General features: G+C 47.5%; 13 protein-coding genes. 6 read left to right on the forward strand and 7 right to left on the reverse strand.

Annotated features, from left to right (window positions below):
• Positions 1-1,445: hypothetical protein (locus FJ444_RS21360; RefSeq protein WP_181405098.1), on the forward strand; the 1,445-nt coding region annotated here is incomplete at its 5' end.
• Positions 1,446-1,518: 73 nt separating this feature from the next.
• Here the strand turns inward: FJ444_RS21360 and FJ444_RS07860 are convergent.
• Positions 1,519-3,552 carry a lipopolysaccharide assembly protein LapB gene (locus FJ444_RS07860; protein WP_140957612.1) on the reverse strand — a complete coding sequence of 678 codons (2,034 nt, stop codon included), beginning with the start codon at positions 3,550-3,552 and terminating at the stop codon, positions 1,519-1,521.
• Between the two features lie 665 nt (positions 3,553-4,217).
• On the opposite strand from FJ444_RS07860, the gene FJ444_RS07865 reads away from it, so the two are divergent.
• Positions 4,218-5,837 (forward strand): methyl-accepting chemotaxis protein, encoded by a 1,620-nt coding sequence (locus FJ444_RS07865; protein ID WP_140957614.1) that lies wholly within the window; start codon positions 4,218-4,220, stop codon positions 5,835-5,837.
• 27 nt (positions 5,838-5,864) lie between these two features.
• Positions 5,865-7,001: a carbohydrate porin gene (locus FJ444_RS07870; RefSeq protein ID WP_140957616.1), complete on the forward strand. Its 1,137-nt coding sequence runs from the start codon at positions 5,865-5,867 to the stop codon at positions 6,999-7,001.
• Between the two features lie 167 nt (positions 7,002-7,168).
• Here FJ444_RS07870 and FJ444_RS07875 read toward each other — a convergent pair whose 3' ends face one another.
• Entirely contained in the window at positions 7,169-7,849 is a 681-nt protein-coding gene (locus FJ444_RS07875; protein ID WP_140957618.1) for a Fe2+-dependent dioxygenase, read from the reverse strand.
• A gap of 20 nt (positions 7,850-7,869) precedes the next feature.
• A complete protein-coding gene (locus tag FJ444_RS07880) occupies positions 7,870-10,194 on the reverse strand; it encodes a TonB-dependent siderophore receptor (RefSeq protein ID WP_140957620.1) in 2,325 nt (774 codons plus the stop codon).
• Between the two features lie 220 nt (positions 10,195-10,414).
• Between FJ444_RS07880 and FJ444_RS07885 the strand changes: the two genes are divergently transcribed.
• Positions 10,415-10,858 (forward strand): DUF2721 domain-containing protein, encoded by a 444-nt coding sequence (locus FJ444_RS07885; protein ID WP_140957622.1) that lies wholly within the window; start codon positions 10,415-10,417, stop codon positions 10,856-10,858.
• A 21-nt stretch (positions 10,859-10,879) separates the two neighbouring features.
• Positions 10,880-12,619 carry a GGDEF domain-containing protein gene (locus FJ444_RS07890; protein WP_140957624.1) on the forward strand — a complete coding sequence of 580 codons (1,740 nt, stop codon included), beginning with the start codon at positions 10,880-10,882 and terminating at the stop codon, positions 12,617-12,619.
• Here the strand turns inward: FJ444_RS07890 and FJ444_RS07895 are convergent.
• The 3 genes from FJ444_RS07895 to FJ444_RS07905 are packed head-to-tail and all read right to left on the reverse strand — an operon-like array spanning position 12,600 to position 15,205.
• Positions 12,600-13,220, reverse strand: coding sequence for a flavin reductase family protein (locus FJ444_RS07895; RefSeq protein ID WP_140957626.1), 621 nt, complete (start codon positions 13,218-13,220; stop codon positions 12,600-12,602). The two genes, FJ444_RS07890 and FJ444_RS07895, sit on opposite strands and share 20 nt — an antisense overlap.
• Before the next feature lie 12 nt (positions 13,221-13,232).
• Entirely contained in the window at positions 13,233-14,189 is a 957-nt protein-coding gene (locus FJ444_RS07900; RefSeq protein ID WP_140957628.1) for a sel1 repeat family protein, read from the reverse strand.
• Positions 14,189-15,205 carry a 5'-methylthioadenosine/S-adenosylhomocysteine nucleosidase gene (locus FJ444_RS07905; protein WP_255439078.1) on the reverse strand — a complete coding sequence of 339 codons (1,017 nt, stop codon included), beginning with the start codon at positions 15,203-15,205 and terminating at the stop codon, positions 14,189-14,191. Before FJ444_RS07905 ends, FJ444_RS07900 begins: the two co-directional genes overlap by 1 nt.
• A gap of 339 nt (positions 15,206-15,544) precedes the next feature.
• Between FJ444_RS07905 and FJ444_RS07910 the strand changes: the two genes are divergently transcribed.
• Positions 15,545-15,991 (forward strand): Hsp20 family protein, encoded by a 447-nt coding sequence (locus FJ444_RS07910; protein WP_140957630.1) that lies wholly within the window; start codon positions 15,545-15,547, stop codon positions 15,989-15,991.
• A gap of 131 nt (positions 15,992-16,122) precedes the next feature.
• On the opposite strand, the gene FJ444_RS07915 is transcribed toward FJ444_RS07910, so the two are convergent.
• Positions 16,123-18,306, reverse strand: a complete 2,184-nt coding sequence (locus tag FJ444_RS07915) for a prolyl oligopeptidase family protein (RefSeq protein WP_140957631.1) — start codon at positions 18,304-18,306, stop codon at positions 16,123-16,125.
• Between the last annotated feature and the right edge of the window lie 92 nt (positions 18,307-18,398).

The following is an 18,398-nucleotide window of genomic DNA, read 5'->3' on the forward strand; positions in this document are numbered from 1 at the left end:
CTGATGATGGCGATGCCGGGAGCGGCGACGGTTCTGATGATGGCGATTCAGGTATTGATACTAATGACCCAAATGTGATTTCACTCAGTGGAAAACATACTGAAATCATAGGCAACAAACTCGTAGTGAAGGATATTGGCTATGGCGTGAGTGAATTCACCGGTATTGACCAATCTCTGTTAATGGTTGGTGGTGATGATCTTGATGATATTGACGACTTACTATCGCTTAGCGGCGCACCTGAAAATGCATTCGTACTCATTGCTGTTTTTGAGACACAGGCAAATCAACGAGCAAGCTCGCTGATATTCACGCATAACGGAGACGAATATGAATACGAGTGCACAATTAATTGTGATTTTAATGTGGACCTTACCAATCGAAAAATCAGTTACAACGATGCCGTTTTTGTATGGGTTGAGGGTACAGAAACGCTAACCCTGACAGGTTATGTTCCCTGGCTGGAAAGTGATGAAGTGATTAGCAGCGAGGATCAGGATGAACTCGGCAATGCGCAATCCGAGACATTGTGCGATTTGAATATGTCTACCAACACCACCGTTTTAGCGGATTCTGGTTTGGCTTACACTGTAGATGAGGATCAGTGTGTGGGAGTTAAAGAAGATGACCTGGTCCGAACCAACAAGCCATATACCTTCATTGACGCCAACTCCGGAGAAACGTTAACTACCGGCGAGATTAAACTCACTATTCGCAATTCAGAATCTGCAATTGCACTTTATGACGAAGAAGGCAATTTCTACAATGAAACTACCATTTTGGGCACCTTCGATATCACAAATAACAGCGATGCATCATTGTGCAGGTTGGGCTCCATAAAATGGCAATTGAATACACCCGATGGTCTCGTTTATGAGCAGGCAATGACGCTGAGTTACACCTATCTCGATACAGAATATAGTTACCCGGCTCAGAGTAATTACAGCAGTATCAGTTACGACGCAGGCTGCATTGCATCAGGAGAATCTCGCAGTGTGAACATCGAATTTTCCGGCTTTACACAAAAAGAGAATCCTTTAACCGCAGACAACTTTGTTAGTGCCACTATTCAGGCCTCATTAGACCTGAAGACAGGTAACATTGTGCCTGCAGCTAGCTTACAGCCCGACTATATGGAGTGGACCTACGTAAACAGCAGGCCTGCAATGCGTTTGGCGCTCACCAATAATTCATCGTCGGATTTAGTATTCGATGAAGATGCCCACAATGTGCTCTTTTACGACGCGGCAGGTTATTTGGTAGCAACGGGCTATGTTACCATTCATGACCAGCTTGGACTTGCTGATAAGATTGAGCTTTCCGATCAGGATTACGTGTTTTCACAAGGCGCACAGTTCCTGTTATTGGATGACTCATCAACGCTGGTGCACGCTTCATTCTCACCTGCCAGAGCGACCAAAGTGGTCTTGTATCCGCGCTTTTAATACCTAACCATGCAGCTTGCCACTTATTGGTGGCAAGCTCATATTAATCTGAGTTGCGGGTATCACGTCGCCTTTACAGTGCCTTAAAATTTGGCGAAGCAACGTAACCAGGGCAGCTAGCGGCTAACTTATCGCGCAGATTTCTGGCTTTATCTAACTCATCTAACAGTAGCCAAACATTTGTCATTTGAAACAATGAAACAGGATCAGCAACATTGGAGTACTGTTCAGCCTGCTGCTTCAGTTGCGCAACAAATTCAGCAGAATACAAGTCAGACTGGAGTTTTGCCAAAGTAAGGTAAAGTGAAATTCTCTGCGTTTTTTGCTGTACGTTGCCCTCCCCCTTTGCTAACTCACTTTCCAGCACATGTAATGCCTTCGTATAAGCGTCTATAGCTTTATCGTTCAACTCGAGCTGGCGGTAAATATCTCCGATATTTCCCCATACGTGATAGAGCGTATCAGCGCCAAATTGATTTATTTTATCCATTTGGGATTCGTAAATAGCCAGCGCTTTTTCCGGCTCACCAAGGTTCTGATGCAAAGTTGCAATGTTTATCATGATACTCACTTCATCAGGCTTAAATGTTTGAGCTAGCTGATAATGCTCTCTGGCTAATGTAAGCTCACCAACACAAAACTCTACTGAACCGAGATTGAAGAATGTCTGATAGCTCGGATACAGTTCGCTCGCAAAAGTAAACTGTTCAATTGCTGCACCCTGATTGCCCGAAAAATAGTATAGCCTTGCCAATGTGTAAGGAATCTTCCAGTTAGCGGGTTCAATCTCGAGGGCTTGTGTCAGAAGGTTTTCAATGCGGTTGTATATTGAAACCTCAGGGCTTTTTAAGTAACTCCGCATCAATACTTCAGCTAATCCGCGCATAGCGTCCGTACTATTTTCATCATTCACCAGCACATCTTCGAAAATTAACTGTGCTTGTTCAATTTGCCCTTGTTTTCTTGCCAGGGTTGCATTGGTGATTTTTACCTCGCTTTCTTCAGGAGCGAGAGCCAGCGCTTTCTGACAAGGAATTTCTGCTTCCGCCAGCTTTTCATTGTTGCCGGTAAGCTGCCCATATTCTCTGATGGCAGCGCATAATGCTGCCTGACCTTTCGCAAACTCAGGCGCTAAACGAACAACACTTTCAAGCTCAACGATTGCACGCAATAATGTCTCTGTAGCCCGATCACCATCTAATAGCGCTATCCCTGTAAGATAATGCTCAAGTACATTCCATCCCGGCAACGTATATGTTTCCTGGCGTTGCACCATTTCAAGCCAAAAAGTGATTCTGCGTTGAATATACCTCGCTGACGCAAAACTGGAGAGCGTGTCAGACCATACCAGCCTGGTCGACATTCTTTCGGTTGCAAATATCTGAAGAATGATGTGCCTGCCTATTTGCTCTGTCTTGCCGCTCAAAACAACATCGGCGTTCTTCTGCCGTAACACATCTAATGGCAACACGGTATTAGAGTACGGTGTGCCGTTGTACACCCATCCAGACATACTATTCAGGGTATTCTGCAACTCGTTAGTAATATCGTTACCAAGCGGACCATCAACAGGCAAAAGGGCTATAACTTTGTTATCTAAGTTAAGTCGAGGAGATGCCAATGCAGCAGAAGACGAATGAACCTCGCTACTCGGTTCTTTAATTTGTAGAACTATCACGAGTGCAATAAGCAAAACTACAACGAAAATCGACGTAATTACAGCTATATAACGTTTACCTGATGATTGCTTACCCTGATTGAGTTCTGACGTTGTATCTGAGTCATTGGCGTCAGGTTCATCAGTTGTATGCCCCTGATACTGTTCAGCCTCCTGCGAATCAAGGTAAACACTCCAGGATTCAACGTCGAGGGCTTTCGCCACTCGTTCAAGACTGATTGGGTCAACCGCTTCTCCCCGAAAAACTCGTCCAACCAACGTACGAGGTGGCGTGTCCAGACTCTCCATCTGCTGAATTTTCGCCGCAACTTCAGCTAACGACTTAAAACCTGCAGCGTGTTGAGCAGCTCTTAATTTTGCGGGAGAAGCTTTAATTCCGCGTGCACGGTTTTTAGTATTACCGTTTTCATCCTTATCGATACTGCTCATTTTGATCCCTAAAATGCAGAACTGAAAATGTTAAATGAGGTTTTAAAAGAGTCTAAAAAGTTGGTCAGTAATTGACCATGCTGCCTAACTTTTTAACTTTTGTCGACAAGCTTATACATGCAAAAAATAGAAAACTGTTTGTAAAAGAGATCGTTAACCCAAAAACAGGATTTGCTACTCTCCAACGGCTCTTGCCAGATTCTGGGTAAGGACCTTTTTACGATTCTTAACTTTGTATTACTTCAGTCCCGTTCATACTCAAAATAACACCGTTTCAAACTTATCGCAGTTATACGCACACTATCAACAATCCATAATTACGCGCGTCGTTTCTGGCACACTTGACCACTACATACCGCAGAGTTTTCAGGTACGAGCCACACGTTTTTTGAAAGAGATATTACTGACAATCCGGCAAACACCATTCGGCAAGGTAGTAAAGCAGAGCCACTACTACTTGCTTAAGATACTGAATCAATGTAGTTTTTCGCAGGCTTTTTTGCCTTAACCTACAGCCTGAACACAAATCATTCTCAATCAACAAATCATTTAAAATCAATACCTTAAACCAAAGAACTATATATTTCATCAAATCAAAAAGGTAGACTCCCGCATTACTTAAATTGGTGCTGCGTTTGTCAGCTAACTTTTAGATCCAGGCTGTTATGGGTTCACTCAATTTATCGCAAAAAACCTACCTGATTATCTTCACCACACTGCTGGTGTTACTCGTACAAAGTGTGTTGGTGCTTAACACCATGTCTGATATTAACGAGTCCACTGAAAATCAGAGCAAAGTTATTGTGCCGTTGACGGCCAGCGTAGCAACTCTGCAATTAGACATCGTTCAGGTGCAACAATGGTTGACTGACATAAGTGCAACCCGAGCACAAGACGGTCTGAACGACGGCTTTGAGAGCGCAGAAAAATTTGCCAATCAGGCCTTACAGCAAATGGATATCATCAGCAGACTGTTGCCGTCCCAGCAAGGGCGAATCAGCAGTATACGAGCGGCTTTTACAGTGTATTACGACACGGGCAAAAAGATGGCTCATGCTTATATAAATGGCGGTCCAGCTGCCGGTAATAAAATAATGGGGGAGTTTGACCAGGCCTCTGAGAGCCTTCAAAATCAGCTGCAACCGCTACTGCAAGCTGCTTCTGATCTGGCAACACAATCAGAACAAGAAGTGCAAGAGAATACCCGCTTTGGTACAAACGTCTCTATTGCCTTACTAGTTTTAGCCATCCTGATTACGGGGTTACTTACCTGGTTTGTGAAGAAATTAGTGTTAAAACCACTTGGTCACTTAGAGCATATGTTTGCATCACTTCTGGATGGCAAAGCAAACCTTACTTTTCGGTTTAACGTTCGTCATAAAGACGAGATTGGCAATATCAAACATAGCTTCAATCTGTTTCTGGACAAAATATTTGGCTTAGCCGATGAACTGCGCAACAAATCAGAAAACGTCGTTGACGACCTTGGGCCTATGGAAGAACTATTTGCAGTCGTCGAGCAAAATGCGAACCGCCAGATTTCGCATACCGATTCGCTATCAGCCGCAATGAATGAATTATCGGCAACATCCCGTGATGTTACTGAAAACACAAAGGTTGCAGCCGAGCGCATTGCTCTTGCTACGAGCCAAGTACAAGATGCTACTGCTCTGGCAGAAAAAAATAGAACACAAACGGAGCAAATTGCTTCTAGCATAAACACGTCAGCGCAAACCATTAACGAACTCAATAGCTACACCAAAGAGATCGTGGCAATGGTGGGGACTATTCGTAACATCGCTGACCAGACCAACTTGTTAGCGTTAAACGCGGCAATTGAAGCTGCCAGAGCCGGAGAACAAGGTCGAGGTTTTGCTGTGGTAGCCGATGAAGTAAGAGCCCTTGCCAGTAACACGCAAAAATCGACTACCGAAATAGACAACATCATCACAACGCTCCAAGCGACTACGCAAACAGCAGTGAATGAAATGACTCAGTGCCGGGATGACGTCAGTATCTGCGTGACCGACGCAGAGCAATGTCAGCAGGAATTAGTATCAGTGCAGCATATCATGGCTGAAATTAATGAAATGACTTTTTCCATTACCACCGCAATGAACCAACAGACGCAGGTAGTAGAGGAAAACTCACAGAGTCTGTCTGAACTTTCGGCCATGTCTTATGACTCTGAAAAAGGTGTCACCCAGGCTCGGCAACGAGTCACCTCTTTACACGACAGTGCCCATGAACTGAAAAGCTTGTCTTTCACCTTTAGCGGTCAGTGATCAAGAGCAAGTGTAACGGAATCTGTGATGTCGCTGTTAAGGATTATTTACCTATTTTTGTTGCCAGTATTGGGGTTGTTTACGACCACAAACTCGATTGCCTCTGACCAGGCGGCCAGCTGGGATTTTGGCGTTAACTATACCGCAGAGCTTATGCACAACGCCCGTGGCGGACAGGAGACAGGCTCAACCTATATGGATATCGCCGAACTCAATTTCACACGAAGCAGTGACAATGGTCAGTGGTATGGTTACCTGTTTTACACCAATAACAATTCATTCAGTGCAGATAAAGTGGGTGATACCCAGATAGTCAGTAATATTGATTCAGAGCAAATGCTGCGTGTCATGGAACTGTGGTATGAAACCGAAATCTCCTTTGGCATCAATTTAAAAGCCGGTTTATATGACCTGAACAGTGAGTTTGACGCTATAGAACCAGCCGGGTTATTTCTCAACTCATCTCATGGTATCGGTCCCGATTATTCCCAAACCGGTGACATGGGGCCATCGATCTTTCCCTTTTCAGCCTTGGCCATTCGCATTGCCTCTGATCTTGGCGCTGGCTGGTCATTACAAGGTGCAGTGATTGACGCAGTTGCAGGGGACCCAGAGCACCCCAAACGCACCGACCTGACATTAAGCGCAGAAGATGGCGCTTTGCTTGCCGTTGAAGCGAATTATAACAACAACAATTGGCGATTTGGCATTGGCGGGTGGCACTATACTCAGCCGACGGAAGTACTCAGTGCAGAACGTCTGGAACATAATCACGGTATTTACGCATTAGTCAGTAATCAATATCAACTTAATGATTCTGAAGCAAAACTGAACAGCTTTGTTCGGTTTGGAGTCACCGACTCCCACGTCAACGCGCTGGGTAGTTATTGGGGGATGGGTGTAACACTGAGTAACTTTAGCTCACGGCGTCCCGATGATCAGCTTGGAATTGCCATCGCCAATGCCCGTACCAGCACCTACGGACAAATTTATGATGGTTTGTCCGCCACCAGTGAAACCAACATTGAGATGACCTACCAAGCCACAATTGGCGAACAAATTATCCTGCAGCCTGATATTCAGTACATCATCAATCCAGGCAATTTAAAACAACGAGAAAATGCCCTGGTATTCGGACTACGCGCACAGTTTACATTTTTGTAAAATGCCCCTGATACCCAAATAGTTTGCAGGCTGTTACTTGTACTGCAGGCCTTGTTTATTTTTTGTCTACTATCAACGAATCCTTTCAGTGAACCTTGCCACTTTGTCCGTTTATGGTCATCACTAGTTGGTAGGTGTCGTTATTACTCTCGCATAACAGCAAACCACTACACAGACGCAAACTGACGAATCAGGTTGTGATACACGTTGTGAAGGTTATCGAGTTCTTCGCGGTCGGTTTGTTGTTTCGCGATCAGCATTTGAATGGTTTGGTCAAGGTCGAACAGGGTTTTGCGCAGGCTGATATCCGCTACCATGCTTTGCATCCAGGTGATAGCCGCCAGGCGCTCGCCTTTGGTTACTGCGGTAACTTTATGCAGGCTGCTCGACGGATACACTACAGCAGAACCGGCAGGCAATTTCACTTTTTGCTCGCCAAATTCGGTGGCAACCACCAGTTCACCGCCCTCGTATTCGTCGGGATCACTGAAGAACAAGGTCATTGACACGTCACTACGCAGTACATCAGGCGAATTAGGAATGCGCATTACTGCAGCATCAACGTGAAAGCCGTAGGTTTCTGAGTGCTGATAACGGTTGAATACCGGAGGGAAAATGCGCTGCGGCAGCGCCGCAGACACTAATTTAGGTGTGCTGCCGATACGGGCAAGCACTTCATTGCTGAGTTGCTTTACCCGTTTGTCGGTAGGATCGGCCTGGTTGTTTTGCTTTACGCTGGCAGCCATACCCATGGCGGTAGACTTGCCATCCTGCCAGGGAAGCTCTTTGAGCACCTGCCGGTACAAAGCCACTTCCTCAGCAGATAACATATTTTCAATAACAACCATGCCGTTTTTACTCCGTTCGCTTAGAACTCGTAGTTTATGGTGGCGCGGAAGTTACGTCCATCGCCTAAGTACATAAACGAGCCTGAACGGTATGCGGCAGTCCAGTATTCTTCGTCAAACGCGTTGCCAATGTTCACACGCACAGTCAGCTTTTCGTTTACGTAGTAGTTGGCAAACAAGTTAACCACTGCATAAGACGGTACTACGATGCTGTACTGGCCTGCATCGGCATCATAGCCCGCTGCAGTATCTGGCTGGCCGCCGTACATTTCGCTTTGGTAGCTGTAGTCACCACCAAAGGCGAACGTTTCGTTCGGCTGATAGCGAAGTTGCACGTAGTAGCTGCGATCGGCAAAGTTACTCAGCGCCAGACCCACGTTGCTCTCAGAGTATGACTCCAGTACTTTTGAACTCATTAACGACGCAGATGCCTGTACACTCAGGCCTTCAATAATGTCGCCACTCAAGCCAAATTCTGCACCTTGTACGCGGTTCTTACCGGTATTCAGGGTGCCCAGTGTGGAGTAGCTGTCACCCACACTTTCCATTACGTCGCCTTTGGTCATGCGGAAAATAGCCGCCGTTGCCATTAACTGCTCGTCGAATACCATCCACTTGGTACCCAGCTCGATGTTTTCAACGGTTTCAGGATCCGCTTCGGCTGCCTGAGTAGGATCACCACACAAACCACCGTAGCCGCAGTTTGCGCCTAAGTCTGATTCGCCACCGTTAATATTGGTTGCGGTGCTATAGGTGGCATACAGGTTGCCGTTTTCAGCAACTTCATACACTACGCCAAGGTGGCCGTTGTACATGCTATCAGAGAATTGATACAGCAGGTCGCCACTGCGGCTGGTGGTATCATTTGAATAATCAAAGCTATCCTGACGAATACCGAAAAATACATCCACGTTTTCAGCCACTTTAACGGTATCCATGATGTATACCGATACGGTTTCGATGTCGAACAGTGCGTCAGTGCTGTCTTTAGTGAAGCTGCGGTTCATTAAACCGCCCACATTCGCTACTGCATTACCGTCACCGTCGAGCGCACAGTAACCTTGTGATACACCTCCGCGGCCGCTCACCATACAGTTACCTTCGTTGCCGTAGGCAATGGAGTAAACACCGTTATCTACTGATTCGTCGGTATATTCCAAACCAAATACCAGTTGATGGGTCTGGCCCAGCACAACCGGATTCACAAACAGGTTAAATTGCGTGGTGAAGTAATCTACTTCCTGCCAGCCCTGGTGAGTACTCAGCGTAATGGTTGCCGCACCGGGTGCCACGGGATCAGATGCGTCACGGTTCGTGCCGCGTGCACCGGTAGTAATATAACCATTCTCGGTTTTACCGGTACGCGTCGCATTGTAAAGACGCACTTCGTCTGTGATCCAATAGTTGGTTCTTAGCGTGAAGGTGTTTACTTCTGACTCCAGGAAGTCTTCGTCCTGGGCATATACCACGATATCGCGAATTGGCTGACGGACGTCGCGGTCGAAGTAACTGCCTAAATCCGGGCGATCCTTGGCATCGAGGTAGTATACGTCAGCAATGAACGATAATGCGTCAGTGGCTTCGTACACACCAGAAAGTTGCAAACCATCACGCTCGCGCTCAATGCGATCACGACCGGGCTTGGTTTCGTCGGCGGTTAACGCATTAATACGCACGGCAGCATTGTCGGTAAGGGTAGCGTTATAGTCGGCGGTTACACGGAAATAATCGTCGGTACCGGCACTCAAATCAACTCGTCCAAAGTTATAAGACGTAGAGGCTTTTTTAGTAATACTGTTTACCGCACCGCCAGATGAACCGCGGCCAGCAAAGGTAGAGCTTGGGCCTTTAGTGATTTCTACACGTTCGGTAGCAAAGCTCTCACGGGTAGTCATACCCGGGTCGCGCAAACCGTCGACAAACACGTCACTGCGCGCTTCGTGGCCACGAATAATATAACGGTCGCCAAACGCGTTACCGTTTTCACCGGTACCCAGTGTTACACCCGATTGAGCAGCAAGAATTTCCTGCAGATCCGTTTTACCTGATTCCTGAATTTGATCCTGGGTTAATACGCTGATGGTTTGCGGAGTGTCTACCAGATCAGCAAGACGACGAGGATCACCTGATTTATTCACGCGATAAATTGAATGGCGAATGCCGTGAATTTTAATCAGCTCAATGGCTTCATCAGAACTTTGTGCCGCACATTCTGCAGAAGAAGTGTTGTCACAGGTTTCATTTTCCTGCGCATACACAGCAGAACTTCCGATAGCCAACGCGGCAGCAATAGAGGTAGCGCCCAGAGACAATGCCAGTCCCTGTGGGTGTTTTTTATGTGTCATTGTATGTTCCTTGTGTCCGATTTTGCGCGCAGAGTATAAATGTAAACATACGTAAAGTGAACATAAATGAGAATCATTTTTATTTGATCTCGCAATATCAGTTATGATTAAAAGCAATATCTTAATCCAATAGGCTATAAGATACTGATTCTGCTATTGAATCACGCTACACTATTGCCATAACTCCACTGTTTTATTAACTACGGCCAGCCTGAAAACCATGGAAACACTGATTCCTTCTCTGTCTACCCTTATAGAAATTGCCGTTGCGCCCGTGTTTTTGCTGGCTGGCATTGCCGGCTTCCTTAACGTGATGTCCGGGCGGTTGGGCCGAATCACCGATCGGGTTCGTGCGGCAGAAAAAGACATTGTGAAACTGACCGCTGAGCAGGAAAGCAGCCGGCTCAAAACCGAGATTATTCTGTTGTGGCGCAGGGTAAGATTAATTAACTGGGCAATTGGATTTTGTACCGCGTCGGCTTTCATGGTGTGCAGCGTGATCATGAGCTTATTTGCCGGGGAATTGTGGCAAATCAAATTAAATCTGCTGGTGATCACGTTGTTTATTTTAGCCATGCTACTATTGATTTGCGCGCTGCTACTATTTTTATTAGAAGTGAAGCTGGCAACAGCAACAATTCGGGTGATCAGAACCATCCGGTAATTTACTAAGAAGGAAAGTAAGGTGTTGGTGAATACGGTAATAACATCGTGTTTGTGTGTAGTTACCTTATTGTTCAGTACGGGGTTGTCTGCGCAAACCCGCTGCGAGCATGCCCTGCCGCTGTCAGAAATCGCCGTAATCCGGGCGATTAATGAGCACGATATGCCGTTGCTGCTGGAAAGTATTAGCACCCGCGCCTGTGAAAGCCCGTCCAACACTACACCCTCGCAGCTGAAGGACGCCATTGATATTTATTTGTATCTTCAGGATTTCTCTCGCCCAGATCCGGTAGCATCTGCAGAACGTTTACTCAGCCAGCTTTCACTCAACCAAGATCTCGACCAGTTGGCACTTTACACACAACTGCTTGCGCAATACTCGCTGCACACCGACGACGTAAAGCAAGCGCTGGCGCTCACGCACCTGCTTACCAGCGACATTCTGCCCAACATGTCTGGCGAATCCCTGGCTTTTGCGCAAATTGCGGTGGCCGATATTCATGCCAAAATTGGCTTTTTCCAGTCTGTGCGTGATTTGCTCACGCCCTTGTTAAATCATTCGGTACCCGCCATTGCCATCCAGTCGGCCATCAATCTTTGGCATGCTCCGCGTGATGAAACGCAACTATCTGATGTACTTAGCGTGCTACGCAGCAATACTGCACAAACAGTTAGCCTGCCATTACAGGCGCGGGTAGCCCTGGTGTTAGGTAAACAGGCCGAAGAAGACAATCAACCGCAGTTGGCTGCGGCTTATTTTACTCAGGCACAAGCATGGGCGAATCAGGCTGGACAAACAACGTTGCAAACAGCGGTGTGGCTGTACCTGGCCCAACATGGTTCAGACAATAGCAGCGAAGCCGCGATCCAGCAGTTAAACGCGTTGCCAGAGGGCTCGCTGTCGAGCGCCGATAAACTCAGTTTAACCACCATGAATGCCAATCGCGCACAAGCGCGTAACGACTGGCAGGCATCGACTGGCTATTATGAGAAAGCACAAACGCTAAACCAGATTGTTTCCCGCAACAAGGCACTGGCGCGGGAATATGCCAGTTTTCAGTTAATCGAGCAGGCCAAAGCCCTGGAAGCAGCCCGTCAGGAGTCTGAATTACAAAGTTTGAAAGTAGAAAAGCAATCACAGCAACAGCTCATCTATTTGTTGGCGTTAATATGCTCGTTGTTGTGCCTTGCAATGGTGATTTTACTGTTTGTGCGCAAGTACAAAGACGCCAAGCGCTTTGAGCATCTGGCTAACACCGATGGACTCACTCAGGTTTTAAACCGCCGGGCAGTGCAGGATTATGCCGGGCAGGTTCGCAAAGAGTTTCTGCATAACAATAAGCCATTTGTGCTGGCACTGGCCGATATTGACCATTTTAAATCGGTAAACGATACCTATGGCCATGACGCCGGGGATATTGTACTTACTACCTTTGCCGAACGGGCCAAATTGCTGATCCGTCAGCATGATGCAGTGGGACGTTGGGGCGGCGAAGAGTGGTTGTTTGTGTTACCCGCCACAGAAATATCAGCCGTTCAGGGGTTGTTTGAACGCTTGCGCAAAGCCGTTGCCGAAGTCGATATTGGCACGCAAACTCTCAATATTACTTTCAGCATGGGCGCTGTGCAGGCCAACGGGCAAACAGAAGTAATTACCCTGATCAATCAGGCTGACGAGTTATTGTACAAAGCCAAGCGCAACGGCCGGGATCAGTTGTGTATCCCCAACGTCCAGGCAGACTCTACGCCGGACGCCCCATAAAAAAGCCGTTATCAGTGCTAATGGTAAAGTAATCGCCCGGTCCACCCGCGCGCATGATGGGCTGCGCGTCTACCAGTTGGAAAACGCCTTCGTTTAAATAGGCATGAGCAATGTGAACTGCCACCACCTGCCCGAACACCACCCAGGTATCCAACGGCTGTTTTTCGGTATTGTTGAGCTGTACTATCTGAGTTAACCGGCACTCCATCGACACCGGACTGGCAGCCACGAAGGGCACATTAACCTGTGTTGGTGAACCAGCATCAAGTCCTGCCAACTCAAACTCACTCACGTCGGCACTTACTGGCTGACTGGTACGGTTCATCGCGTCGGCCAGCGGCTTTGTGGCCATGCTCCAGCAGAATTCACCGGTATCTTCTATGTTTTTCACGCTGTCTTTGTAGCCAACGCTGGCAAAACCTATAATCGGCGGCGTGTTATTGAAGGCATTGAAAAAACTGTAAGGCGCCAGGTTCATAACGCCATCTAGGCTCTTAGATGCTATCCAACCAATAGGACGCGGTGCAATGATAGCTTTAAACGGGTCATGGGGAAGACCATGTCCATTCTCTACAAGATAAGAATAAAATTGCTCAGACATACGTATTTCCTGTTAATAAACCCAACCGTCGAGGCAATTGGTTGGCTCGCCTAATTCATTAATCTCTACAATGAAGTCTTCAATGAAATCAGCTTGTTCAGGGTTGGTTTCCTTGGCTTTTTGAAGCCAGAACAGGGCATCGGGTTTATTTCCCTGACACCCCTGGTAATTACCGTACCAGCGCTGCGCTTCAAATAATCCCGCTTCGGCGGCTTGCTTGTACATTATTACACTGGCTTTTCTATCAATGTGCGCTTTACCTTGAGCCAATGCGTAAAGATTATCGGCACTTGGCTGCTGCTGATAGGCAAATTCGAACAGCTCCACCGCTTTTTCGTGATTAATCCCAATAGTGGGTAAAAATACCAACTGTGCATAATGGTAACCCCCAGTGCTTAAGGCTTTCGCAAGTCCAATGATTTCGGCAGCGCTTAGTGTTTTATATGCCAATACCTTTGATCGAAAATGAGCCAGCGCTTCCTGCTCACTCACTCCGCGAGCGTGTAATCCCATAATAGTGGGCAATGCAGTGAGCGCCTCTATGGCGGGACCAACCAGATTTTGTTGCATCCCCGAAAACCATTGTTGAACACCGTTTTGTTCACATTCGCCAATGTCTCTAAGCGTGTCGTTCAAAACGTCTGCTACCATGGCGTTAGCCTGCTCGGGATCGCCGAATTGTTGCTGCCATTGCTGAAAGGTCATGCCCGTATGCATACGCAGGTGATAGTCGATAGACGAATCTTGTTGAGAGGTAAAGTTCAGCGCCAAATGGCAGTGCTCAGACATGCGTTCAAACAAGGACTCAGTGAGAGCCAGGCGCCCAACTAACGTGGCGTAGTTGCGCGCAAGCTCCTGTTTTCGCGGCTCGGCATAGGCTACCGCCGATAATGCCAAACCAACCAAGAGTACGACAATGACAGTGCCTTTGAGTAAAGCAACCGCCCGCTGTCGACATCGAATCACCATTACTCAGCCTTTGCCAATTCATCCATTACGGCAAACAGCACGTTAGCGCCTACGCGAGACACTTCTTTGTCGTAGATATGCTCCACATTCACACCTTCCTGGCCACCGGCCAAATCGCTGATTGCACGAATAATTACCCAATCCACGTCGTTTACCGTGCATACCTGACCAATCGCTGCTGATTCCATCTCAGTGACTTCCGCCTCAAATACATCGCGGGTCCACTTGCGGTATTCACGGTTGTCCATAAATACCGAGCCGGTAACACCATTTCCGCCAACATGTAATTTAGCTTTGCGCTGGTCCAGAATCATTTGCGCGGGCATGGCATTCATTGCCTTTTCTGCCGCCGATAGCAGCCGGTTACTGGCAGAAAAATAAGCAGTGTCTACCGGCTTATCCATACCCTCTTTAATGATCAGCACTTCGTCGGGGTGAATAAACGCAAACGGTTTGTAGTTGGGGTAATGAGGATCGGCAGCTTTGCGCGCAGGTTGTTCCTGCATAAACTTCGCGTAGTACTCTGGCAATACCGACTGGCCGGGATTAGCCGGATCCGGATTCGCATACACGCTTTCATCGTGATAATACCAACGCGCTGGCACAATCACGTCGCCCGGTTGCCAGGCGGGATTCACTGCGCCCGCAATGCCCATATATACCACTTGCTTCACCGGGAAATAGTCTAATGCCATTTGCATGGTCATCGACGCATTCGCAATACTCATACCTGTGGCAAACACTAAAATGGGCTGGTCGTGATATTTACCCAAGCGGTACTTCACACCTTTGTAAGTAACCGTAGAGGTAATACTGGCATTTGGATCGGCTTCAATACGCCCCAGAATCCCCTCCATCTCAGGCGCGTAGGCAACCACTACCGCAGTAAAGCCTTCATTGTGCTGCGCAAATTGAGGGCCAAAGGCGGGTGGTGGCGTTGTTTGACATGCCGATATCACAAGTACCATTACGCCAAGCCATAGCACGCGTAAAGAACGGGAAGTTACTGCTACCATAAGAATCTCTTTTTTAATGTATAAAACGCGGGAATGCGGAATCGATAACGGCCGACGTTCCTAACAAACACCCTGATACGGCTACCCTGATTGGGCCCCCCAGATATGACTTAGTTCTGCGGCCAACAGACGCTAGCTTATCAGGTAATTTGTTGGCATGTGAATGTGTGTTACTCGCGGCTATTGTTGCGCTTATCGAAAAAAATTTTATTTTTTTACTTGAAAAGCTATTGGGCGGTCACATATAGGAGTTGTCGGTGCTTAACAGTAAGGCCGATATAACCGCCGCCGAATTCGGGGCATCACTTTTTACATATTGCTTTATACAAGGATATGACTATGCGTACTATCGATCTATCTCCACTTTACCGTTCTTTTATTGGTTCAGACCACCTTGCATCATTAGTTGATGCCGCCAGCCGCGCTGAAAAGCAAAGCACCTACCCGCCTTACAACATTGAATTACTGGCGGAAGATAAATACCGAATTACCATGGCCATTGCCGGTTTTAGTAAAGATGACATCAACATTGTGGTGGAACATAACACCCTGGTGATCAACAGTACTAAAACAGTTGATGCCAAAGACGCTCAGGAACGTAAATTCCTGCATAAAGGCATATCTGAGCGCAACTTTGAACGCAAATTCCAGTTGGGCGACCACGTAAAAGTACTCAGCGCGGATTTGGAAAATGGCTTACTGCATGTCGATCTGGAAAGAGTGATCCCGGAAGCGAAGAAGCCTCGAAAAATTGAAATAGGCAGCCGGTTATTCGAAAACGAATAAGTTGTAGCTCCCTGGTTTCCATGTGTTTCTCTCATTGAACGGCGCTTAACGCGCCGTTTTTTATATCTGACATTCAGCGCCCAGACGCTAAGTAAATATCAGCGCCAGGGCTGGCTTGGGTCTTTTCCCAGTTATTCGGTCATCAACTTTTCAGTCAAATAAGTAAACTCTAACGCTACGCGTCTGGCCGTTTCCTGCTGGTTTGCCGCCGCAGAGTGCCCGCCATCGATATTCTCGTAATACAGGAATGGTTTACCGGCGGCTTCAAACAGTTTTGCCATTTTACGTGCATGCCCTGGATGTACACGGTCGTCTTTGGTAGAGGTAACAAAGAAGGGCTCCGGGTAATCTGTTGCTGCGTGGAAGTTGTGATAAGGCGACATTGCTTCTAACCACTCGCGTTCTTCAGGCACATCAGGAGAACCATATTCCCCGACCCAACTCGCGCCAGCCAGCAGTAAGTGATAACGCAGCATATCCAGCAATGGCACCTGCACAATTACGGCGTTCCACAAATCGGGGCGCTGAGTAAGCATTACGCCCATAAGCAAGCCACCGTTGGAGCCGCCCTGAATCCCCAGATGCTCGGGTGAGGTGAGTTTGTGGTCGATTAGCCATTCACCTACCGCAATAAAGTCATCGTAAATCACCTGACGGTGGGTTTTCAGACCAGCCTGATGCCACTTAGGCCCAAATTCACCACCACCGCGAATATTGGCAAGCACAAAGGCACCGCCGCGTTCCAGCCAGAGTTTACCGCGCAAGCCGTTATAGCTTGGGCGCATCGACACCTGAAATCCGCCGTAACCGTAGAGCAAGGTAGGGGTATTGCCGTCGTGTTTGATACCCTTTTTATGAATAACAAAGAACGGAATCAGGGTGCCATCTTTAGACGCAACCTGTTTTTGTTCAACCACTAAATCATCGGCATCAAACCAGCTGGGCAAACTTTTCAGCGTGCTTACCTTGCCGGTGGACGCTGAGTAGCTCATCAGTGAATCTGGCGTTAAGAAGCCTTCGTAATTCACAAACACGGTATCTTCATCAGGATCGGCAAACGACACTGACAGCGTGCCATTGGCAGGCAGGTCGAGCTTTGTTGATATCCATCCTGATTTGCCTTTAGTGATCGCAAACACGTTACCCACCACATTATCGCTTAGGGTCATCAGGATTTGCCCTTTGGTCATGGTAACGTCTTCAATAGCCTGACGCTCATTGGGCTCAAACACTACCTCTGGTATTGTAGCCTGCGTAATACTGCTGCTCACAACAAACGGCATGGCCAGCAAACTGCCCGATTTAAACAGGATGTCATTACCGTCTACAGTTACTGTCCAGTCCTGTTTTACTGTAAAGAACAGCTGTTCTTCATATAAACCAACCAAATCGGATTGTTCTGGCAACGGAAGCTTAACAACCTGTGCGCCTGAGAACAGGTAGTACTCGCGGGTAAAAAACGTAGGGGCTACCACTACGCCTTCAACTTTGCTGCCGTCTGCTTTATCGAGGGTAAATGGGAATGCACCTACATCGGTCTTGCTCGCTGTAAACAGCGTATCGGCCTGTTCCAGCGGCGTGCCGCGTTTCCAGCGTTTCACTACCGACGGATAACCCGATTCAGTAAGCGTTGAACCATCACCACCCCAGTTTGTCGTTACCAGCAAGGTATTGTAATCAACCCACTCTGCACCGGATTTGGCTTCTGGCAACGTAAATCCATCGCTTAAAAACTGCTTTGCGGACAAATCAAATTCGCGCACGGTAACAGCGTCTTTTCCACCGTCAGACAAACTCACCAGGCACTTGTAATTGGCAATGTCTTTGGCGGTGTAGCAATCTGCACCTTTGTAAACCCAGTTTTTGTTTTCCAGTGTGGCCAGGGCGTCAAAATCGACAATGGTGTCCCATTCCGGTTGGTCAGTAGCGTAGCTTTCAAGTGAGGTTTTGCGCCACAGGCCGCGTACGTTGGTTGCGTCCTGCCAAAAGTTATATACCTGTCCGTTGCGGATACTGCCGTAGGGAATACGCTCAGATGAATTAACTATATCAAGTGCCTGAGCTTCCAGACTTGCGTACACCGGGTTGGCCTGCAATTGCGCCAGAGTGCGATTGTTCTGGCCTTTTACCCAGCCAAGTGCCTGTTCACCTTCTACCTCTTCAAGCCAAAGGTATGGATCCTCGGCGAGCACTTTCTTTGCCTGTTCTACCGCCACGTCCGCAGGTTGAATAGTGACACCGGAGTCCGGTGAACTGCACCCTAATAAGCCCAGCAGGACAATCGATGCTAGCGATGACTTCCTGAAAAAATCCATTGTGTTTCTCCTTTTTGTGCGTTTCTGTGAACACATCCTGTTTATAAACAAGTGTTAACAAGCCACCTGTGAGTGCTGTCGTTATGCGATTT

The organism is Aestuariibacter sp. GS-14, from assembly GCF_006494365.1.
In the GTDB taxonomy this organism is placed as follows: Bacteria; Pseudomonadota; Gammaproteobacteria; order Enterobacterales; family Alteromonadaceae; genus Alteromonas; species Alteromonas mangrovi.